Source organism: Streptomyces sp. NPDC001135, assembly GCF_053598395.1.
Map to the genome: position 1 here is coordinate 453861 of NZ_JBSFKD010000002.1, position 20117 is coordinate 473977.

General features: G+C 71.2%; 20 protein-coding genes. 10 read left to right on the plus strand and 10 right to left on the minus strand.

Annotated elements, in window-relative coordinates; genetic code table 11:
- Position 1 precedes the first annotated feature (1 nt).
- Positions 2-688, plus strand: coding sequence for a TerB family tellurite resistance protein (locus tag ACWC94_RS05065; RefSeq protein WP_450794976.1), 687 nt, complete (start codon positions 2-4; stop codon positions 686-688).
- A 196-nt stretch (positions 689-884) separates the two neighbouring features.
- Positions 885-2063, plus strand: coding sequence for a sialidase family protein (locus tag ACWC94_RS05070; RefSeq protein ID WP_450794977.1), 1179 nt, complete (start codon positions 885-887; stop codon positions 2061-2063).
- Here ACWC94_RS05070 and ACWC94_RS05075 read toward each other — a convergent pair.
- From ACWC94_RS05075 to ACWC94_RS05095, 5 genes are read right to left on the minus strand one after another with little or no spacing between them, the layout of a single operon-like run.
- Positions 2060-2986 carry a dihydrodipicolinate synthase family protein gene (locus ACWC94_RS05075; RefSeq protein ID WP_450794978.1) on the minus strand — a complete coding sequence of 309 codons (927 nt, stop codon included), beginning with the start codon at positions 2984-2986 and terminating at the stop codon, positions 2060-2062. The two genes, ACWC94_RS05070 and ACWC94_RS05075, sit on opposite strands and share 4 nt — an antisense overlap.
- Positions 2987-3991: an oligopeptide/dipeptide ABC transporter ATP-binding protein gene (locus ACWC94_RS05080; RefSeq protein ID WP_450794979.1), complete on the minus strand. Its 1005-nt coding sequence runs from the start codon at positions 3989-3991 to the stop codon at positions 2987-2989. It lies immediately after the preceding gene.
- Positions 3988-5970, minus strand: coding sequence for a dipeptide/oligopeptide/nickel ABC transporter permease/ATP-binding protein (locus tag ACWC94_RS05085; protein WP_450794980.1), 1983 nt, complete (start codon positions 5968-5970; stop codon positions 3988-3990). The genes ACWC94_RS05080 and ACWC94_RS05085 overlap by 4 nt, the downstream gene beginning before the upstream one ends.
- Positions 5970-6926, minus strand: a complete 957-nt coding sequence (locus ACWC94_RS05090; RefSeq protein WP_450794981.1) for an ABC transporter permease — start codon at positions 6924-6926, stop codon at positions 5970-5972. Before ACWC94_RS05090 ends, ACWC94_RS05085 begins: the two co-directional genes overlap by 1 nt.
- A gap of 4 nt (positions 6927-6930) precedes the next feature.
- Positions 6931-8574 (minus strand): ABC transporter substrate-binding protein, encoded by a 1644-nt coding sequence (locus ACWC94_RS05095; RefSeq protein ID WP_450794982.1) that lies wholly within the window; start codon positions 8572-8574, stop codon positions 6931-6933.
- Between the two features lie 367 nt (positions 8575-8941).
- Here ACWC94_RS05095 and ACWC94_RS05100 point away from each other — a divergent pair, with 367 nt between their 5' ends.
- From ACWC94_RS05100 to ACWC94_RS05120, 5 genes are read left to right on the plus strand one after another with little or no spacing between them, the layout of a single operon-like run.
- Complete coding sequence (locus ACWC94_RS05100; RefSeq protein ID WP_450795029.1) at positions 8942-9166, plus strand: hypothetical protein; 225 nt, start codon at positions 8942-8944, stop codon at positions 9164-9166.
- A gap of 30 nt (positions 9167-9196) precedes the next feature.
- Positions 9197-9328, plus strand: a complete 132-nt coding sequence (locus tag ACWC94_RS05105; RefSeq protein ID WP_450794983.1) for a hypothetical protein — start codon at positions 9197-9199, stop codon at positions 9326-9328.
- The gene (recO, locus tag ACWC94_RS05110) at positions 9325-10074 is read left to right on the plus strand and encodes a DNA repair protein RecO (protein WP_450794984.1); all 750 of its coding nucleotides are present in this window, start codon (positions 9325-9327) and stop codon (positions 10072-10074) included. The genes ACWC94_RS05105 and recO overlap by 4 nt, the downstream gene beginning before the upstream one ends.
- A gap of 17 nt (positions 10075-10091) precedes the next feature.
- Positions 10092-10940 (plus strand): isoprenyl transferase, encoded by an 849-nt coding sequence (locus tag ACWC94_RS05115; RefSeq protein ID WP_450794985.1) that lies wholly within the window; start codon positions 10092-10094, stop codon positions 10938-10940.
- 40 nt (positions 10941-10980) lie between these two features.
- Positions 10981-12309: a histidine-type phosphatase gene (locus ACWC94_RS05120; protein WP_450794986.1), complete on the plus strand. Its 1329-nt coding sequence runs from the start codon at positions 10981-10983 to the stop codon at positions 12307-12309.
- 17 nt (positions 12310-12326) lie between these two features.
- On the opposite strand, the gene ACWC94_RS05125 is transcribed toward ACWC94_RS05120, so the two are convergent.
- The 4 genes from ACWC94_RS05125 to ACWC94_RS05140 all read right to left on the minus strand — a co-directional run bounded on the left by ACWC94_RS05125 (position 12327) and on the right by ACWC94_RS05140 (position 15450).
- Positions 12327-12737, minus strand: a complete 411-nt coding sequence (locus tag ACWC94_RS05125; protein WP_450794987.1) for a Fur family transcriptional regulator — start codon at positions 12735-12737, stop codon at positions 12327-12329.
- Between the two features lie 63 nt (positions 12738-12800).
- Positions 12801-13703: a metal ABC transporter permease gene (locus ACWC94_RS05130; protein WP_450794988.1), complete on the minus strand. Its 903-nt coding sequence runs from the start codon at positions 13701-13703 to the stop codon at positions 12801-12803.
- Entirely contained in the window at positions 13703-14473 is a 771-nt protein-coding gene (locus tag ACWC94_RS05135; protein ID WP_450795030.1) for a metal ABC transporter ATP-binding protein, read from the minus strand. Before ACWC94_RS05135 ends, ACWC94_RS05130 begins: the two co-directional genes overlap by 1 nt.
- 17 nt (positions 14474-14490) lie before the next feature.
- Entirely contained in the window at positions 14491-15450 is a 960-nt protein-coding gene (locus ACWC94_RS05140; protein WP_450794989.1) for a metal ABC transporter substrate-binding protein, read from the minus strand.
- A 171-nt stretch (positions 15451-15621) separates the two neighbouring features.
- On the opposite strand from ACWC94_RS05140, the gene ACWC94_RS05145 reads away from it, so the two are divergent.
- On the plus strand, positions 15622-17004 hold the full coding sequence (locus ACWC94_RS05145) for a glycine--tRNA ligase (protein WP_450794990.1): 1383 nt from the start codon (positions 15622-15624) through the stop codon (positions 17002-17004).
- A 66-nt stretch (positions 17005-17070) separates the two neighbouring features.
- Here the strand turns inward: ACWC94_RS05145 and ACWC94_RS05150 are convergent, their stop codons facing one another.
- The gene (locus ACWC94_RS05150) at positions 17071-18192 is read right to left on the minus strand and encodes an endonuclease/exonuclease/phosphatase family protein (protein WP_450794991.1); all 1122 of its coding nucleotides are present in this window, start codon (positions 18190-18192) and stop codon (positions 17071-17073) included.
- 211 nt (positions 18193-18403) lie between these two features.
- Here ACWC94_RS05150 and ACWC94_RS05155 point away from each other — a divergent pair, with 211 nt between their 5' ends.
- Positions 18404-19015, plus strand: a complete 612-nt coding sequence (locus ACWC94_RS05155; RefSeq protein ID WP_450794992.1) for a LysE family translocator — start codon at positions 18404-18406, stop codon at positions 19013-19015.
- Between the two features lie 69 nt (positions 19016-19084).
- Positions 19085-20095, plus strand: coding sequence for an aldo/keto reductase (locus ACWC94_RS05160; RefSeq protein ID WP_450794993.1), 1011 nt, complete (start codon positions 19085-19087; stop codon positions 20093-20095).
- Positions 20096-20117 lie beyond the last annotated feature (22 nt).

Sequence of the window (20117 nt, forward strand, 5' to 3'; positions counted from 1 at the left end):
CGTGCTGCCAGTACGGGGACGAGACGGCCAGGCCCTGCGCTTCCTGGGCACACGCACCGCATGGACACCGATCGGGGACGGCGAGTTCTTCTGCCCCGGCTGCGGGGGCGACCGCAACTACCAGCGGCTCACCGGGCGCCGCCGGCTCACCCTGCTCGGGGTGCCCCTGCTGCCGCGCGGGACGGCCGGACCGGTCGTGGAGTGCGCCGCCTGCCGCCAGCACTACGGCACCGACGTCCTCGACCACCCCACCACGCGCCGCTTCTCCGCGATGCTCCGCGACGCCGTGCACACCGTCGCCCTCGCCGTGCTCGCCGCGGGCGGCACCTCCTCCCGTACGGCACTGGAGACGGCCGCCACCACCGTGCGCGCGGCCGGTTTCGACGGCTGCACCGAGGACCAGCTGGCCGCCCTGGTCGAGGCCCTCGCCGCCGACACCGGCCGGGTCCTCGGCGGCGAGTGCGGCACCAGCCTGACGATAGAGCTGCACGAGGCCCTGGACCCGCTCGCCCCGCACCTCGCACCGGCGGGCCGCGAGTCCCTGCTCCTCCAGGCCGCCCGCATCGCCCTCGCCGACGGCCCCTACACCCCCGCCGAACGCGACGCCCTCAGCACGGTCGGCGCCGCCCTGACCATCTGCGCCGACGACGTCACCCGCCTCCTGGCCGCCGCCCGCACACCGTCCTGACCCGCCCGGCTCCGGCCCCACGGATCGCCTGATCGAGCGGTTCCCGCCGGTTCCCCGGGGGCCCGGACGGGTGGGCCCGAGGGGCCGGTGCGGCCGGGTTCCGGGAGCCGGACCCGGGTGCGTGCGGTCCCGGTGTCGCCCGTACGAGTGATCCCCGGGACGAATCGGGACCGACGGTTCCGGGGAGCATGGGTGGGTGACACCGAAGAGCCGCACCCTGCTCACCGCCCTCGCGCTCCTCACCTCGCTCGCCGCCCGCCCACCCGCCCACGCCGCCTCCGCCTGCGTCTCCTCGCAGCCGTACGTGTCGGGGCAGGACGGCTATCACACGTACCGCATCCCGGCCGCGGTCAGGACGTGGGACGGCACGGTCCTGGCCTTCGCCGAGGGCCGGCACGACAGCGCGGGCGACACCGGGGACATCGACGTCGTGCTGCGCCGCTCCACCGACGGCGGCTGCACCTGGGGCCCACTGACCGTGGTGACCGCGGGCCATGGGGACACCCGGGGCAACCCGGCGCCGGTCCTGGACCCACGCACCGGCGCCGTCATCCTCGTGACCTGCGGCAACAGCGGCTCGGTGACCGAGGAGCAGATCATGCGCGGCGAGGTCCCCGACGAGTGGGGCCGCCGGGTGTTCGTACAGCGCAGCGGGGACGACGGCCGCCACTTCACGCCCCCGGCGGACATCACCGCGCAGGTGAAGCCGCCCGGCTGGCGCTGGTACGCCACAGGCCCCGGCCACGCGGTCGTCCTCACCCGGGGCCCGCATGCCGGCCGCCTGCTCGTCCCCGCCAACCACTCCGCCGCCCCGCCCGCCGGCTCCTCCGACACCGGCGAGGAACCCAGGTACTACGGCGGTCACGCCCTCTACAGCGACGACGGCGGGCGCACCTGGCACCTCGGTTCCGTGGACGCCACCTACGACGGGGTGACCAACACCAACGAGACGAGCGCCACCCAACTCCCCGACGGCCGCATCTACTTCAGCGCCCGCGACCAGAACGGCAGCGCGCCCGGCAACCGCCTCGACACCTACTCCTCCGACGGCGGCACCACCCTCGACCGCCCCTACGCCGTCCAGCCCACGCTGGACGACGTCCCCATGGTCCAGGGCAGCGTCCTCCAACTCCACGGACCCGGCGCCCCGTTGGTGTTCTCCGCGCCCTCCGTACCGACCGCCCGCCGCGCCCCGGCCCTCTGGACGAGCACGGACGCCGGCCGCACCTTCACCCGGCTGCTCACCCTCTCTGACCGCCCGGCCGCCTACTCCGACCTCGTCCAGCTCGGCCACGCCACGGTCGGCGTCCTGTACGAGACGGGCACCGCGCACGCCTACGACACCCTGGAGTTCCGTCGGGTGACGATCCCCTAGAGAAGGCCGGCCGCCGCCAGGAACTTGCCCACCCTCTCGGTCTCCTCCCCGGACAACGGCACCTGCGGCTCCGCGGTGACCGGGCAGTCGATGACACCCCGCAGATGCAGCGCGGCCTTGAACGCGCCCAGCGCCGACGAGCTGCCGCCCATCCGCGCCGGGTCCCCGACCGCGACCATCCCGAACAGCGCGCACAGCCGCTCCTGCTCGGTCCGTGCCCCGTCCCAGTCGCCGGCCCGGCACATCCGGTACAGCCGGACGTACCCGTGCGGGTCGACGTTGGCCAGCCCCGGCACGGCCCCGTCGGCGCCCAGCGCCAGCGCGGAGTCCACGATCAGCTCCGAGCCGGTCAGCACGCTGAACCCGGGGTTCGCCCGGGCGCCGGTGACGATCTCGCGGAAGGCGGCCAGGTCCCCGCTGGAGTCCTTGATCCCGGCCAGCACCCGGTCGGCGGCCAGCCCCAGCACCACGTCGGCGGGGAGCTTGGTGTGCACGGCGACGGGAATGTCGTAGGCGATGACCGGCACCGTGGACGCGGCGGCGATCCGGCGGTAGTGGTGGACGATCTCGGAACGGTGGGTGCGGGCGTAGAACGGGGCGGTGACGACGACCGCCTGCGCCCCGGCCGCCGTGACGGCCCTGACGTGGTCCAGGACGCGCGGGGTGGTCATGTCGATCGCGCCGGCGAGGACGGGCAGCCCCCGGCCCACATGGCCGACCACCGCCTCCACGACCTGCCGCCGCTGCCGGTCCGTCAGGAACGCCGCCTCGGAGGTCGACCCGAGCAGGAACAGCCCGTGCACCCCGCCGTCCACCAGATGGTCGACCAGCCTGAGCAGCGAGGGGACGTCCACCTCGCGCTGCGGAGTCAGGGGTGTGCAGACGGGCGGGACGACACCGGTCAGCGGGACGGGGAACGTCATTCAGGGCTCCTGGCGTGCTAGGTCGCGAGTCGACTGGTCCTCCTCGACAGGATGGTGGCAGCGGTACCGGTGTCCGGGCCGTGACGCGGCCGAGAAGTCCGGCATCGCCTGCGCACACAACCCGTCCGCCTTCCAACAGCGGGTGCGGAACGGGCAGCCGCTCGGCGGCCGGGTCGCCGACGGCACCGGCCCCGTCAGCGGGATCGGTTCGAGGGGGTCCAGCAGACCGGGCGTGGCGGAGAACAGGGCACGCGTGTACGGGTGCCGGGCGGAGTCGGTGACCCGGTCGGCCGGTGTCTCCTCGACGATTCGGCCCAGGTACATGGTGATCACCCGGTCGCTCATCCGCCGTACCGTCTGGATGTCGTGCGAGACGAACACCAGGGCCAGGCCGAGGCGCTCCTTCAGGTCCAGCAGGAGGTTCAGGATCTGCGCGCGGACCGACACGTCCAGGGCGCTGGTCGGCTCGTCGGCGACGACCAGGGCCGGGTCCAGAGCGAGCGCGCGGGCGATGGCGACGCGCTGCCGCTGCCCGCCGGAGAGCTGTCCGGGCAACGCGTCCGCCAGGGCCGAGGGCAGACCGACCAGGGCCATCAACTCCCTGACCCTCTCCTCCCGTTCCGCTCTGGTGCCACGGTCGTGCACGTCCAGCGGATCGCGCAGGATCCGCCGTACCGTCAGCCGCCGGTTCAGGGCGGTCGACGGGTCCTGGAAGACCATCCCGACGCCCGCGCCGACGGTGGCCCGGCGCTCGGCGGGCGGCATCGACCCCAGGTCGCGGCCCTGGAACACCACCGTCCCGGAGGTCGGCCGCTGGATGCCCACCAGCACCCTGGCCAGGGTCGACTTCCCGCACCCCGACTCGCCGACCACGCCCACCGTCTCCCCGGCGGCCACGGCGAGACCGGCGCCGGTCAGGGCGTACACCCGGTCGCGCCTCAGCAGCCCGCCGCTGCGCGCCCTGTGCACCACATGGACGTCCCGCACCTCGACGACGGCGTTCACTGCACCACCTCGTTCTCCACCGGTACCGCCGGGTGATGGCAGGCGGCCGTGTGGGTGGCCGTACCGGCGGGGACCGGGGCGCTGCGGTGACACACCGGCGTCGCCAGCGGGCAGCGGTCGGCGAAGCGGCAGCCCGCCGGGAAGTGGGCCGGGGACGGTACGACTCCCCTGATCTGCGTCATCCGTTCCTCGGCCGACTCCAGTGACAGCACGCTGCCGAGCAGACCGCGCGTGTAGTGGTGGGCCGGTGCCGCCACCACGTCGGCGGTCACCCCGCTCTCCACGATCTGCCCGCCGTACATCACCACCACCCGGTCGGTCACGTCGGCGACCAGCGCCAGATCGTGCGAGACCAGGACCAGCGCGAAGCCCAGCTCCCCGCGCAGCCGCAGCAGCAGCTCCATCACCTGGGCCTGCACGGTGACGTCCAGGGCGGTCGTCGGCTCGTCGGCGACGATCAGGCTCGGGTCGCGGGAGAGCGCCATGGCGATCAGGACGCGCTGGCGCTGGCCGCCGGAGAGTTCGTGCGGGTAGCTGCGCAGCGTGCGGTCGGGGTCCAGACCGACCAGCTCCAGGAGCTCGCGCGGACTGCGGCGCCCACCGCGCCGGACGAGCTGCCTCAGCTGCGCACGGATGGTCATCGCCGGGTTCAGCGAGGACAGGGCGTCCTGGTACACCATCGCCATCTCGTGCCCGAGCAGCCGCCGCCGTACCCGCATCGGCTCGGCGAGCAGGTCACGCCGGCGGAAGCGCACCTGGCCGCCGATGCGCGCGCCCCTCGGCTGCAGCCCCATGACCGTGAGCGCGGTCAGCGACTTCCCGCAGCCCGACTCGCCCACCAGCCCGAGCACTTCCCCGGGGTACACCTCGAAGCCGACCCCGGCCACGATGTCCACGCCCCGGTGCCGGTCCGGGAAACCGATGGTGAGGTTCTCCACGGCGAGCACCGGCTGACCGGAGGGGCCGGGGCGGGTCCGGGCCCGGGACCGCAGCCGCCGGGCCGCTTCGGCGAGTCCGGGCAGCGGGAGCACCTCACCGCTGCCGGGCTCCGGCGCCTGAAGCCGGTCCCGGGGCGCCGCCACCTCCCGGGGCGCCGCCACCTCCCGGGGCGCCGGTGCCGCCCACGCGTCGGAGACACCCTCGGAGAGGATGTTCAGCGACAGCACGGTCAGCAGGATCAGCAGCCCGGGGAAGACGGTCGCCCACCAGCCGCCGGTCAGCACCATGTTCTTGCCGTCGGCGATGACACTGCCCCAGGACGGGTCCGGCGGACGCACCCCGGCGCCGATGAAGGACAGCGACGCCTCGAACACGATCGCCTCGGCGACCTGGACCGTGCAGAAGACGAGCACGGGGGCGGCACAGTTGACGGCCACGTGCCGCAGCACGATGTGCGCGGTACGGGCGCCGATCACCCGTTCCGCCGTGACGTAGTCCTCCCCGTACTGATCGAGGACGTTCGCCCGTACGACCCGGGCGACGGGCGGCGTGAACAGGAAGGCGATGGCGCAGATCAGCACGCCGATCCCGCCGCCGAACACGGCGACCAGCACGGCCGCGAGCGCGATCCCCGGGAACGCCATCACCACGTCCAGGCAGCGCATCAGCGTCTCGTCGACCGCTTTGCGGGAGGTGGCGGCCACCGCTCCGACGACCGCCCCCACGACCAGGGCGAGCCCGGTGGCGCCCAGCCCGATCGCCAGCGACCAGCGGGCGCCGTACATCAGCCGGCTGAGGACGTCCCGGCCGAGGCTGTCCTGCCCGAGCCAGTGCGCGGCGGACGGATGCCCGCTGCCGCCGACCGGGTCCTGCTGGTCGAGCGGGTCGTCCGGGGCGAGGAGCGGAGCGAGTACGGCGACGAGGACGACGAGGGCCAGGAAACAGACGGCCGCCTTCGACAGCAGCGGCAGCCGACGCCGGCCGCGCGGCCGGACGCCGGGCCGGGTGAGCCGCTCGGTGAGGCGCGCACGCGTGACCATCAGACCGCCCTCAGACGTGGGTTGACGAGGAGGTAGAGGATGTCGATGACGAGGTTCACGACGACGAACCCGGTGGCCGTGGTGAGGACCACCCCTTGGACGACGGCCGGATCACCGTTCTGCACGGCGTCGATCATCAGCTTGCCCATGCCGGGCAACGAGAAGATCGTCTCGATGACGACGGCACCGCCGAGCAGATAGCCGACCCGCAGGCCGAGCACGGTCAGGGGGTTGACGAGGGCGTTGCGCAGGACGTTCCGGCCCACCACGACGCGGGGCGGCAACCCGCTCCCGACGGCCGTACGGACGTAGTCCTTGTCCAGTTCCTCCACGACGGAGGTGCGCACGATCCTGGTGAGCTGGGCGGCCACCGGCAGTGAGAGCGCGCAGGCGGGCAGCGCCATGGTCCTCAGCCAGCCGGTGACGGAGTCGGCCGGGTTGATGTAACCGCCGGTCGGGAACCAGCCCCGGTCCACCGCCAGGTACTGGATCATCAGCAGCGCCAGCCAGAACCCGGGCGCGGCCACTCCGACCAGCGAGACCACCCGGATGACCTGGTCCGGGATCCGGTCCCGGTACACGGCCGCCGTGACCCCGCCCGCCAGCGCCAGCACCACCGCGATGGCGAGGCCCAGGAAGGTCAGCTGGAGGGTGAGCGGCAGCGCGGTGGTGACCTGGTCGGCCACCGGGGCCCGGGTCAGGGCGCTGGTGCCGAGGTCGCCGTGGAGCAGGGCGCCGACGAAACGGGCGTACCGCACGGGCAGCGGGTCGAGCAGCCCGTTGCGCTCCCGGAAGTCGTGCAGCTGCCGCGGTGTCGGATTCGCCCCCTGGAAGAACGCGGACGCCGGGTCGACGTCCGAGAACCGCATCACCAGGAACACGAACAGCACGATCCCGAGCAGCAGCGGCACGAGCAGGGCGATGCGTCGCAGCAGGATCCGTACGACGGCTGTCATCCCGCTAGGCCCAGCCGGCCTGGAGGAGGTTGATGCCGGGGTACGGCTGGGCCCTTATCCCGGTGAGCTTGCGCGGGTCCCAGGCCGTCATCAGCTCGTTGTGGACGACCGGGTAGAGCACGGCCTGCTCGGCGACGACGTCGATGTAGTCCTGGATCATCGCCTTCTTCCTCGCCGGGTCCGGCTCCCGGGTCGCCCGGTCCATGTCCCTGAAGAGCTGCTTGGCGACGGGATCGCCGGCCCACCGGGTGTACCCCATCCACAGGTTCTGCGGCCCGTAGTTGTAACGCATGATCAGATCGGCGTCGAGGCCGAACTGGTTGGGGTTGGAGGCGGCTGCGACGACCTGGTAGTCCTGCCTCTGGTCCATCTTGGTGAAGACGGCGGTGGTCTCCTGCGGCGCGAGGGTCGTCTCCACGCCGACCGCGTCCCAGGAGGACTTGATGGTCGGCAGGCAGTCCACGATCCAGCTGACGTTGACGGCCAGGACCTCGATCCTCAGATCGCTGACCCCGGCAGCTTCGAGCAGGGCTTTCGCCTTCCGGGGGTCGTAGTCGTAGACGGTCTTGGCCCGCCGGTGGCTCGGGTTGCCCTCGTTGAGGAAGGAGGACGCCGGCTTCCCGTGCCCCTTCAGCGCCACCCGCACCATCTTCTCGGTGTCGATGGCGTAGTGGAGGGCCTGGCGCACCCGGACGTCGTCGAAGGGCTTGTGCCGGGTGTTGAACATCAGGAAGAGGTTGTTCATCCCGGCGCCGCCCGCGACCTTCAGCCCGCCCTGCTCCAGGCGGGCGATGTTGGCGTACGGGATGTTGTCCGCGATCTGCGCACCGGCGCCGGTCCCGGAGATCTTCGCCACGCGGGGAGCGGCGTCCACGATGGTCAGCCAGTTCATACGCCGGAAGGCGGGCTTGCGGGGTCCGTTGTAGCCGGCGAACGCCTCGAAGGTGGTGTTGGACTTCGGGTGGTGCGCGGTCTGCCGGTACGGCCCCGATCCCACGGCCAGCCCCTTGACGGCGTCGTCCCAGGCGCCGGGGCCGGCGAAGACGTGCTTCGGCATGATCTTGGCCAGGGTGAGCCGGGAAAGCCCGTCGGGGAAGGGGAACTCGAGGAGGAGCTCGACGGTGCGGGAGTCGACCTTCCGGACGCCGCTGAGCCAGCCGGCGAAGAAGCCCTTGGCGAGCGTCTGGGTCTTCGGGTCGAGGATCCGGTCGAAGACGAACACGACGTCGTCGGCGGTGACGGGCTTGCCGTCGTGGAAGGTCGCGCCCGAGCGGAGGGTGAACCGCCAGGTGGTGGCACCGGCGTCCGTGGGCACCTCGGTGGCGAGCGCCGGATACGGCACCCGGGTGATCGGGTCGGTGTCCAGCAGCCCCTCGTAGATGTGGTGGTTGGCGGCCATCGCGAACGCCGACGCCGTCTGGGTCGGATCCCAGCTGCCGTCGTTGCCGTAGCCGATCACGGCCGTCAGTGTCCGGTCCTTGCCGCTGCCGCCGCCTCCCGTGTCGTTCGTGGACTGTGGCCCGGTGCAGCCGGCCAGCACGGGCGGCAGAACGGCGGCCGCGCCCAGCGCACCGGTGCACCTCAGAAACGACCGGCGGCGCGGCGCCGGCGCGTCGGGGGTCTCGTCGTCGGTCACGTCGTCGCGCACGGGTCCTCCAGCAGGTGGGTGAGGGGAGGGTGGGGACACGACGTCCTACGTCCTACGTCCGGTCGGTAGCGCGACCATAGGAGGGGGCGTGGGGGTGGTCAAGACGGCGCACACGAATGGCCTAGCCGCCACAGGTCGCGACCACCCGCCCCCGGCGCCCGGCGGGTGTGGCGCCCGCTGAAGGCCGCCAACCCCGGCGAGCCGGCCCGCACTTGACGGGCAGGGGTTGCCGGTGAGTTTAGTGGCGGAGCGTCACATCGAATGTGCGAAGCGTGAAACTGCGAGGGGCAGGGGAGCAGGGTGTAGGTGCGGCGTAACCACCCGCGCGGCGCTGTGTGTCGAGGAGGCGGAGGAAGCGTTGGAGGAAGTGTGGTCGAAGAAGCCCGCTGTCGGCAGCCATGTCGTGGACACCCGCACGGGCAGGCTCGGCATCGTCATGGGAGCCGAGGGGCCCTATGTGCAGCTGAGACCGTATGGCGGGGGCCGGGAGTGGGACGCCGAGCCCGGTGCGCTGCGCGCCGCGACCGCCGCCGAGCGGCTCAGGGCGGCCACCGCGTACGCCAACGCCCGCAGCCGTGGGGAAACGCTCTAGCCGCTCCCCGGCATGGGCGAGAATGGTGCCATGAGCCTGTTCCGCGACGACGGCATCGTGCTGCGCACCCAGAAGCTGGGTGAGGCGGACCGGATCATGCTGTGCTGTTCCGGGGGCCAACCCCCGGACCCCCGGCCGGTGGGAAGCGGGGGTGGGCTGTGAGTCTGTTCCGCGACGACGGCATCGTGCTGCGCACCCAGAAGCTGGGTGAGGCGGACCGGATCATCACGTTGCTCACGCGGGGGCACGGGCGGGTGCGGGCCGTGGCCCGGGGGGTGCGGCGGACGAAATCCAAGTTCGGGGCCCGGCTGGAACCCTTCTCCCACGTCGACGTGCAGTTCTTCGCGCGGGGGAGTGAGCTGGTCGGGCGCGGACTGCCGTTGTGTACGCAGAGTGAGACCATCGCACCGTACGGCGGCGGGATCGTCACCGACTACGCCCGGTACACCGCCGGGACGGCCATGCTGGAGACCGCCGAGCGGTTCACCGATCACGAGGGGGAGCCGGCCGTGCAGCAGTATCTGCTGCTGGTGGGCGCCCTGAGGACGCTCGCCCGGGGTGAGCATGCGCCGCATCTCGTGCTCGACGCCTTTCTGCTGCGCTCCCTCGCCGTCAACGGATACGCCCCGAGTTTCACCGACTGCGCGAAGTGCGGCATGCCCGGGCCGAACCGGTTCTTCTCCGTGGCCTCCGGCGGCTCCGTCTGCGTCGACTGCCGGGTCCCCGGGAGTGTCGTACCGTCGCCGCAGACCCTGGTGCTGCTCGGGGCGCTGCTTACGGGAGACTGGGAGACGGCGGACGCGTGCGAGGCCCGGTACGTCCGCGAGGGCAGCGGGCTGGTGTCCGCCTACCTGCACTGGCATCTGGAGCGCGGGCTGCGTTCGCTCAGGTATGTGGAAAAGACGTAGAGGGAGACGAGAAGCACATGGTCGTACGCGGGATCCTGGGGCGCCAGCGGCGCGAGTACAAGGCGCCGGAGCCGCATCCGTCCGGTGCGCGTGCGCCCAGGCTCCCTGGCGAGCTGGTGCCGAACCACGTGGCCATCGTCATGGACGGCAACGGGCGGTGGGCCAAGGAACGGGGCCTGCCGCGCACGGAAGGGCACAAGGTCGGTGCCGAGCGGGTGCTCGACGTCCTGCAGGGGTCCATCGAGATCGGTGTGCGCAACATCTCCCTGTACGCCTTCTCCACCGAGAACTGGAAGCGCTCGCCCGACGAGGTCCGCTTCCTGATGAACTTCAACCGCGACTTCATCCGCAAGACCCGCGACCAGCTCGACGCACTCGGCATCCGGGTGCGCTGGGTGGGGCGCATGCCCAAGCTGTGGAAGTCGGTCGCCAAGGAACTGCAGATCGCCCAGGAGCAGACGAAGGACAACGATCTGCTCACGCTGTACTTCTGCATGAACTACGGCGGGCGGGCCGAGATCGCCGACGCGGCGAAGGCGCTGGCCGAGGACGTGCGGGCGGGGCGGCTGGACCCGGGGAAGGTCAACGAGAAGACCCTTCAGAAGTACCTGTACTACCCGGACATGCCGGACGTGGACCTCTTCCTGCGCCCCAGCGGCGAGCAGCGCACCTCCAACTACCTGCTCTGGCAGAGCGCGTACGCCGAGATGGTCTTCCAGGACGTGCTGTGGCCCGACTTCGACCGCCGTGACCTGTGGCGGGCCTGTGTCGAATTCGCCTCCCGCGACCGGCGGTTCGGCGGCGCCGTCCCGAACGAGGAACTCCTCGCCATGGAGGCCGCGATGAAGGGCGATTCCACCTCGTAGCCATCGGCGGTTCACACGGGGCGCCGAGGATACGGGACTCATGAGACGACTCACGCCCGTCCTCGCCCTCGGCGCCCTGCTGCTCACCGCGCTGCCCGCGCACGCCGTCGGCGACGGTCCCGCGCACCGCGACAGCTACGGCACCAAGGCCCCGTACGAGCCCCGGCAGAGCCCGCACACCTATCAGCGGCCCCCGGCCGGTTACACCGCCGTCCTCACCGAGAACGTCTCCCGGCACGGCTCCCGTGCGGCGACGGACGGCGAGGACGGCGACCTGGTCCTCGCCCTGTGGGACGAGGCGCGGGAGCAGGGGCAGCTCACCGGGAGAGGCGAGGAGTTCGGTCCGCGTGTGCGGGCGCTGACGGCCGCCATGGAGAAGGTCGGGTACGGCAACCTCAGCGGGCGCGGGCGGCAGGAGATGCGGGACACGGCGACGCGCATGGAGCACCGGCTGCCCGACCTGTTCGCGGAGATCGCCGACCGGGGCGAGAAGATCGACGTGGTCAGCTCCGGGCAGGGGCGGGCCGTGGACAGCGCGGGGGAGTTCACCGGGGCGCTCGCGGCGGCCGACCCGGCGCTGGAGCCCTTGATCGGGGCGACCCGCACGGACAGGGACCTGCTGTACTTCCACAAGGCGGCGGGCGGCGCCGCGTACCGCGACTACCTCGCGAACGACCAGCGCCTCAAGGACACCCTGAACGCGATCACCGACCAGCCCCGGACGCACGAGGCCGCGCGCAGTGTCCTGCGGCGGATCTTCAAGGACGCCTTCGTCGACCGGATCCCCGACCAGGTCGGCGCCGCGCGGGCCGTCTACGACCTGTACGCCATCGCCCCGGCGATGAGCGAGGAGAGCCCGGACGGTGAGGGCTGGGGGATGGAGCGGTTCGTCTCCCGGTCGGACGCCGAGTGGTTCGGGTATCTGTCGGACGCCGAGGACTTCTACGAGAAGGGGCCCGGCTTCTCCGACAGCGACATCACCTACAGGATGGCGGACGTCCTGCTCGACGACTTCTTCCGGCAGGCCGAGGCCAAGCGGGCCGGTACCGGCGATCTCGGGGCCGAGCTGCGCTTCACCCACGCCGAGGAGATCATTCCCCTGGCGGCGCTGATGGGGCTGCCGGGCAGCGCGAGGCCGGCGGCGCCGGGGGAGGCGTACACGTACGCCGGCAATCCCTGGCGGGGGGCGTCGGTGGCTCCGCTGGGCACGAACATCCAGTGGGACGTCTTCAGGAAGGGCGACCGGTTCCTGGTCCGCATGCTCTACAACGAGAAGGAGACGGCGTTCAAGGCGGGCTGCCGTCCGATCGGCAAGGGGAGCGCCTTCTACGACCTGGACGAACTGGAGCGCTGCTTCGGAAGAGCCTGAGGCGAGGAGCCCGGGGCTCAACCGGCGGCGCACTCCGCGCACGTGCCGAAGATCTCCACCGTGTGCGCCACGTTGACGTAGCCGTGCTCCGCCGCGATGGCCTCGGCCCACTTCTCCACCGCCGGGCCCTCCACCTCCACCGCCCTGCCACAAGCACGGCACACCAGGTGGTGATGGTGCTCACCGCTGCTGCAGCGGCGGTACACGGACTCGCCGTCGGACGTGCGCAGGACGTCGACCTCACCGGCCTCGGCGAGGGACTGCAGCGTGCGGTAGACGGTGGTGAGCCCGACCGAGTCGCCCTTGTGCTTGAGCATGTCGTGCAGTTCCTGCGCGCTGCGGAACTCCTCGACCTCGTCCAGGGCCGCCGCCACGGCTGCACGCTGGCGGGTCGCGCGGCCCTTCACGGGCGGTCCAGCGGTCGTCACCGTTGTCTCCTCACGTTTCGCTTGTGCCCGGGCGGCCATTGTGCCAGCCCGGACCGTCAGCGGTCAGACGCCGATCTCGTCCGCGGCTCCCCTCGTGGCCGGAATCGTGCACTCCGCCGGGTCCCCGGCGGGGTGCGCGGCGGCGGCCGAGCGGGCGCGTCGGCGGGCCAGCGGGGTGGCCAGGGCGGTGAGCGCGACGAACGCGGCGATGGTCAGCAGGACGATCGTCGCGCCGGGCGGGACGTCCTGGTAGTACGAGGTGACCGTGCCGCTGATCGCCACGGTGACGCCGAGGGCGACGGCGATCGCGAAGGTCACCGCGAAGCTGCGGCTGAGCTGCTGTGCGGCGGCGACCGGCACCACCATGAGCGCGGAGACCAGGATCAGGCCGACCACCCGCATGGCGACGGTGACCGTGACGGCCGCGGTGATGGCGATGAGGAGGTTCAGGGCACGCACCGGCAGCCCGGTGACCCGCGCGAACTCCTCGTCCTGGCTGACCGCGAACAGCTGGCGGCGCAGTCCGAGGGTGACCACGACGACGAACGCGGCGAGCACGGTGATCGCCGTGACGTCCGACGGGGAGACCGTCGACAGCGAGCCGAACAGGTACGAGGTCAGGTTCGCGTTGGAACCGCCGGGTGCGAGGTTGACGAACATCACACCGCCGGCCATGCCGCCGTAGAAGAGCATCGCGAGGGCGATGTCGCCGCGGGTCCTGCCGTACCAGCGGATCAGTTCCATCAGGACCGAGCCGAGCGCGGAGACGGCCGTGGCCATCCACACCGGCGAGGCGTGCAGCAGGAAGCCGAGGCCGACGCCGGTCATCGCCACGTGCCCGATGCCGTCGCCCATCAGGGGCTGGCGGCGCTGGACGAGGTAGATACCGATCGCGGGCGCGGTGATGCCGACCAGGACGGCGGCGATGAGCGCCCGCTGCATGAAGGCGTAGTTCAGGAGGTCCATCAGCTCAGCAGTCCCGTGCGGATCGGTTCGGCGCCCGCGGGTGCGTGCGGGTGCACGTGGTCGTGGCCGGGCAGGGCGTGCTGGCCGAGTGCCTGCGGGGGCGGGCCGTCGTGCAGCACGCAGCCGTCGCGCAGGACGACCGCCCGGTCGATCAGGGGCTCCAGCGGCCCGAGTTCGTGCAGGACCAGCAGGACCGTCGTACCGGCGGCCACCTGCGCGCGCAGGGTCCGGGCGAGCACCTCCTGGCTGGCCAGGTCGACGCCCGCCATCGGCTCGTCCATGATCAGCAGTTCGGGTTCGGCGACGAGCGCGCGGGCGATCAGCACCCGCTGGTGCTGTCCGCCGGACAGGGCGTTCACCGAGTCCCGGGCGCGGTCCGCCATGCCGACCAGCTCCAGGGACCGGCGCACGGCCGCCCGGTCGGCCTTGCGGAAGACGCCGAAGCGGGTGCGGGAGAGGCGGCCGGAGGAGACGATCTCGGTGACCGTCGCGGGGACGCCGCCGGCGGCCGTCGTGCGCTGCGGTACGTAGCCCACGCGCGCCCAGTCGCGGAAGGAGCGGCGCGGGGTGCCGAACAGCTCGACCGTGCCGCCGCTGACCGGGACCTGGCCGATGATCGTGCGGATGGCCGTGGACTTGCCGGAGCCGTTGGCGCCGAGCAGGGCGACGACCTCGCCGCGGCCGACGGTGAGGTCGATGCCGCGCAGCACGGGACGCGCGCCGAGTTCGGCGGTGACCCCGCGCAGGGTTATGACGGGCTCTCCCATGATCCTGCCTTCCCTGTCGGTCACTTGGCGCCCAGGGCCTGCTGGAGCGCCCTGAGGTTGGCCTGCTGGACGGAGAGGTAGTCCTTGCCGCGGGACTTGGCCGTGATGCCCTCGACCGGGTCCAGGACGTCCGTCCTCAGGCCGGCGTCGTGCGCGATGGTCTTCGCGGTCCTGTCGCTGACGAGCGTCTCGTAGAAGACGGTGGAGACGCCGTCGGCCTTGGCCATCGTCTCCAGGTCCCTGACCCGGGCGGCGCTGGGCTCCGACTCGGGGTCGAGACCGTTGATGGCCTCCTCGGTCAGGCCGTAGCGCTCGGCGAGATAGCCGAAGGCGGCGTGGGTGGTGACGAAGACCTTGGTCTTCGTGTGCGCGAGTTTGTCCCTGAACTGCTTGTCCAGGCTGTTCAGCTGCTCGACCAGCGCCGCGGTGTTCTTCTTGTAGTCGGCCGCGTGCTTCGGGTCGGCCTTCTCGAAGGCCTTGCCGACCCCCTCGGCGACCTGGGCGTAGCGCACCGGGTCGAGCCAGATGTGCGGGTCCTTGCCCGCCGACTCCTCGTTCTGGTGGGTGTCGTGCGCGGCCGCGTGGCCGCCGACCTCGTTGCCGTGGTCCTCCAGCGTGGTCAGGGAGGCCGCGTCGATCTTCGTCTTCACCGGGGACTGGGCCACCGCGTCGTCGACGGAGGGCTGGAGGTTCTTCAGGTACAGGACCGCGTCGGAGTCCTCGAGACCCGCGATCTGCCGGGGGCTGAGCTCCAGGTCGTGCGGTTCCTGGCCGGGGGAGGTCAGACTGGTGACGTGGACGTGGTCCCCGCCGATGCGCTCGGCGAGGAATGCCATGGGGTAGAAGGACGCTACGACGTCGAACTTGCCGGTGTTCGCCGCTTCCGCCGTGTCCCCGGAGCAGGCCGTGAGGGTGCCGAGGCCGAGGGCGGTCACGGCGGTGATCGCGGCGGCGGGTATGAGGCGTCGTCGTACGTTCATGACAGTCATTTTCAACAAATATGGAAACCGTTGTCAACAATGCCTGTCGGGGCTGCTAAGCAGGGGGCCGATTTGGTCGTGGGGGAGCCTGCGCCGGTAACCTGAATCATTCGCAAGCTGGAAGCATCTCGCTTCAACGCCAGTCGCCGTAATCGTCATGAAGAGAGCACCGTGGCCGCCGACAAGATCGACACCATCGTCAGCCTGAGCAAGCGCCGTGGCTTCGTTTTCCCGTGCAGTGAGATCTACGGCGGACAGCGTGCCGCCTGGGACTACGGACCGCTGGGTGTCGAGCTCAAGGAGAACATCAAGCGCCAGTGGTGGCGCTACATGGTGACGTCGCGCGAGGACGTGGTCGGTATCGACTCGTCCGTCATCCTGGCCTCCGAGGTCTGGGTCGCGTCCGGCCACGTCGCCACCTTCACGGACCCGCTGACCGAGTGCACCGCGTGTCACAAGCGGTTCCGCGCCGACCACCTGGAAGAGGCGTACGAGGAGAAGAAGGGCCACGCCCCGGCGAACGGCCTCGCGGACATCAACTGCCCGAACTGCGGCAACAAGGGCCAGTTCACCGAGCCCAAGCAGTTCTCGGGTCTGCTGTCGACGCACCTCGGCCCGACCCAGGACTCCGGCTCGGTCGCGTACCTGCGCCCCGAGACCGCCCAGGGCATCTTCACCAACTTCGCCCAGGTGCAGACCACTTCGCGCCGCAAGCCGCCGTTCGGCATCGCGCAGATGGGCAAGTCCTTCCGCAACGAGATCACGCCCGGCAACTTCATCTTCCGCACCCGCGAGTTCGAGCAGATGGAGATGGAGTTCTTCGTCAAGCCGGGCGAGGACGAGAAGTGGCAGGAGTACTGGATGGAGCAGCGCTGGAACTGGTACACCGGCCTGGGCCTGCGTGAAGAGAACATGCGCTGGTACGAGCACCCGCAGGAGAAGCTCTCCCACTACTCCAAGCGCACCGCCGACATCGAGTACCGCTTCCAGTTCGGCGGCAGCGAGTGGGGCGAGCTGGAGGGTGTCGCCAACCGCACCGACTACGACCTCGGCGCCCACTCCAAGGCCTCCGGCCAGGACCTCTCCTACTTCGACCAGGAGGCCGGCGAGCGCTGGACGCCGTACGTCATCGAGCCCGCGGCGGGTGTCGGCCGTACGATGCTGGCCTTCCTGCTCGACGCCTACGTCGAGGACGAGGCGCCGAACGCCAAGGGCAAGATGGAGAAGCGCACGGTGCTGCGCCTCGACCACCGTCTGGCCCCGGTGAAGGTCGCGGTTCTGCCGCTGTCCCGCAACCCTGAGCTCTCCCCGAAGGCGAAGGGTCTCGCCCAGGCGCTGCGGCAGAACTGGAACATCGAGTTCGACGACGCCGGCGCCATCGGCCGCCGTTACCGCCGCCAGGACGAGATCGGTACGCCGTACTGCGTGACCGTCGACTTCGACACGCTCGAGGACAACGCCGTCACGGTGCGCGAGCGGGACTCGATGAAGCAGGAGCGCGTGTCGCTGGACCAGATCGAGGGGTACCTGGCCCAGCGCCTGCTGGGCTGCTGACGCCCGCTGCCCGAGCCGTCGCCCGCCCTCCAGCCGACCCGGTCGGCCGGAGGGCGGGCGTTTTGCTCACAGCTCCAGGTCCACGAACAGCGCGGCGTGGTCGGATGCCTCGTCGGCCTTCGACGTCACGGTGTCGAAGTGGTTCGGGTGCGCGAAGATGCCCCGCGTCTCCAGGCCCACCCGCTGCACCTTCGACCACGGATCGGGCGGCAGCAGGATGTAGTCGAGCTTGTCCCGCGTCGAGTGGCAGGTGCCGTGGGTGCCCGGCTCGCCCCGGTACAGGGGGTGGCTCATCACGTCGCGCGGCGGGGGGTCGGCGCCCAGCAGCACCCCGACGGGCTTGCTGTCCGGGAAGTCGTTGAGGTCTCCGGCGACCACGACGTTCGGGGTGCGCTTGAGCGCGGCCCGGTAGATCTCGGCGACCCGTTCCGCCTGGGACAGGCGCAGCCGGGGGTCGTCGTTGAACTTGCTCTTGAGGTGGTTGCCGAGGAGCACCAGGCTCTCCCCGCCGCCGAGCTGGATCTCGTACTCGGGGCAGTCGCGGCTGAACAGGGGCTTCGTCGGGTCCGCCGGGTCCGGGTCGAAGAGGTGCGGCCGGACGGAAGTGATCGGGAGGCGGCTGAGGATCCCGATGTCGATGCCCCGCGGGTCGTTCCCGTCGATCAGCAGATTGAAGGGGTACGGCTGCCAGCCCAGGCCCAGGCCCAGGACGTGCTGGTTGAAGCGCGCCAGGGTGAGCCGGTCCTCGACCTCGGGGACCAGCAGGACGTCGGCGTTGACCTCTCTGACCACCCGTCCGGTGTTCTTCACCGCGGCCATGTCCAGGTCGTCCTGCCGGAGTTCGGCCCAGCCGGCCCACTCGCCGCGGCCGCCGGCGCGGATCTGCAGCTCCGTGGGGTGGGACCCGGGCGCAGGCGTGTCGAAGAGCCCGCTGCCCTTCCCGGGGCGGTTCTGGTTGACGTAGATGAGCGGCGGGTTGTCGGGGTCGCTGCTGTAGGCCTGGTAGGCGAGGATCAGGTCGGCTATCTCCTTCTTGTCCGACTCGGAGTACGTCGGCTTGTCCAGGAGAGTGACCAACTTGTCGAAGGCGTCGAGGACTTGCTTCCGCTGTGCCGCGTCGGAGAGACGGAAGACGGAGGGGCGGCGGAAGAGGTTCTCGGTGTTGAAGGTGGCGATACGGACGACCATGGCGGGCCTCCTTCGGGCGGCGCGAGGGCACCGCACGGCCGGCGGCAGGCGCCGCCGAAGTGACTGCTCGCCGACAACTTCATTGTCCGAGGGACGGCGAACCATGTCCAACGGGGGCAATCCAGCTCATATCGCCGCTCGCTGATTGGTCCCGTGAACCGCTCGGTGTTTGGCCCTGTCTCGCGGGCCGCGCCGGCGGGAGGGTGACCCCATGAGCCTCGCCTTCCTCCTCACCGCCCTCGTCATCGTCGCCACCCCCGGCACCGGTGTCGTCCACACCCTCGCCGCCGCCCTCTCGCACGGCCGTCGCGCCGGTGTCGTCGCGGCGTTCGCCTGCACGCTCGGGATCGTCCCCCATGTACTGGCCACGGTCACCGGGCTCGCCGCACTGCTGAACGCGAGTGCGACCGCCTTCCAGGCCGTCAAGTACGCCGGTGTGGCCTACCTGCTCTACATGGCGTGGGCGACGCTGCGGGACAAGGAGGCGATCACCGTCGGGCAGGACACCGCGCCCCGTTCCCCGGTGCGGGTGATCGTCCGGGGTGTGCTGGTCAATCTGCTCAACCCCAAGCTGACGATCTTCTTCTTCGCCTTCCTGCCCCAGTTCGTGAACCCGGCCGACCCGCACGCGCTTGCGCGCATGCTCGGCCTGAGCGGTGTCTTCATGCTGCTGACCTTCGTCGTCTTCGCCCTGTACGGCGTCCTCGCCGCCTCCGTGCGCAGCCATGTCACCTCACGGCCGAAGGTCATGACCTGGCTGCGGCGGAGCTTCGCCGGATCCTTCCTCACCCTCGGAGCGAAGCTCGCCCTGACAGCCCGGTAGTGGGCCTGCAGTGACATCTATGGAATGACAGATATTGAAATCTGTCAGCTGTCATGGCAAGGTGAGGGCATGACGATGCGAACCCGAACCCTCGGAACCACCGGACCCCAGGTCTCCGCCCTCGGCCTCGGCTGCATGGGCATGTCCGCGCTGTACGGCGACGCCGACCGCGCGGAGTCCGTCGCGACCGTCCACGCCGCCCTGGAAGTGGGCGTCACCCTGCTGGACACCGGCGACTTCTACGCCATGGGGCACAACGAGATGCTGATCGGCGAGGCCCTGCGCACCGCCCCGGCCGCCCGCCGCGAACAGGCGCTGCTCAGCGTGAAGTTCGGCGCCCTGCGCGACCCGGAGGGCAACTGGAGCGGCTACGACGGCCGCCCGGCCGCCGTGAAGAACTTCGCGGCCTACTCCCTGCAGCGCCTCGGTGTCGACCACATCGACGTCTACCGGATCGCCCGCCTCGACCCGGACGTGCCGATCGAGGAGACCGTCGGCGCGATCACCGAACTGATCGAGAAGGGGTACGTCCGGCACGTCGGCCTGAGCGAGGTCGGCGCCGAGACCGTCCGCCGGGCCGCCGCCACCGCCCCCGTCGCCGACCTCCAGATCGAGTACTCGCTGATCTCCCGCGGCATCGAGCGGGAGATCCTGCCCACCGCCCGCGAACTGGGTATCGGCATCACCGCGTACGGCGTGCTCTCCCGCGGTCTGATCTCCGGCCACTTCGCCCGCGACCGGCAGCTGGCCGCGAACGACTTCCGCGCCCACTCGCCCCGCTTCCAGGGCGAGAACCTCCAGCACAACCTGAACCTGGTCGAGGCCCTGCGCAAGATCGCCGAGCAGAAGGGGGTGACCGTTGCGCAGATCGCCATCGCCTGGGCGCTCTCCCGTGGGGACGACATCGTTCCGCTCGTGGGGGCCCGTACCCGCGAGCGGCTGACCGAGTCGCTGGGCGCGCTGGACGTCACCCTGGACGCGGCCGACCTGACGGCGATCGAGGAGGCCGTACCGGCGGACGCGGCGGCCGGCGACCGCTACCCGACCGCGCAGATGGCACACCTCGACAGCGAGCGCTGACCGGGATGCCGGGTACGGTCTA

Coding starts and splice junctions, on each gene's coding strand:
- ACWC94_RS05130 (WP_450794988.1), bottom strand. CDS start 13,703: ATGGACCTCCTGAACTACGCCTTCATGCAGCGGGCGCTCATCGCCGCC.
- ACWC94_RS05085 (WP_450794980.1), bottom strand. CDS start 5,970: ATGGTCACGCGTGCGCGCCTCACCGAGCGGCTCACCCGGCCCGGCGTC.
- ACWC94_RS05090 (WP_450794981.1), bottom strand. CDS start 6,926: ATGACAGCCGTCGTACGGATCCTGCTGCGACGCATCGCCCTGCTCGTG.
- ACWC94_RS05105 (WP_450794983.1), top strand. CDS start 9,197: ATGAGCCTGTTCCGCGACGACGGCATCGTGCTGCGCACCCAGAAGCTG.
- ACWC94_RS05115 (WP_450794985.1), top strand. CDS start 10,092: ATGGTCGTACGCGGGATCCTGGGGCGCCAGCGGCGCGAGTACAAGGCG.
- ACWC94_RS05140 (WP_450794989.1), bottom strand. CDS start 15,450: ATGAACGTACGACGACGCCTCATACCCGCCGCCGCGATCACCGCCGTG.
- ACWC94_RS05120 (WP_450794986.1), top strand. CDS start 10,981: ATGAGACGACTCACGCCCGTCCTCGCCCTCGGCGCCCTGCTGCTCACC.
- ACWC94_RS05155 (WP_450794992.1), top strand. CDS start 18,404: ATGAGCCTCGCCTTCCTCCTCACCGCCCTCGTCATCGTCGCCACCCCC.
- ACWC94_RS05150 (WP_450794991.1), bottom strand. CDS start 18,192: ATGGTCGTCCGTATCGCCACCTTCAACACCGAGAACCTCTTCCGCCGC.
- ACWC94_RS05160 (WP_450794993.1), top strand. CDS start 19,085: ATGACGATGCGAACCCGAACCCTCGGAACCACCGGACCCCAGGTCTCC.
- ACWC94_RS05075 (WP_450794978.1), bottom strand. CDS start 2,986: ATGACGTTCCCCGTCCCGCTGACCGGTGTCGTCCCGCCCGTCTGCACA.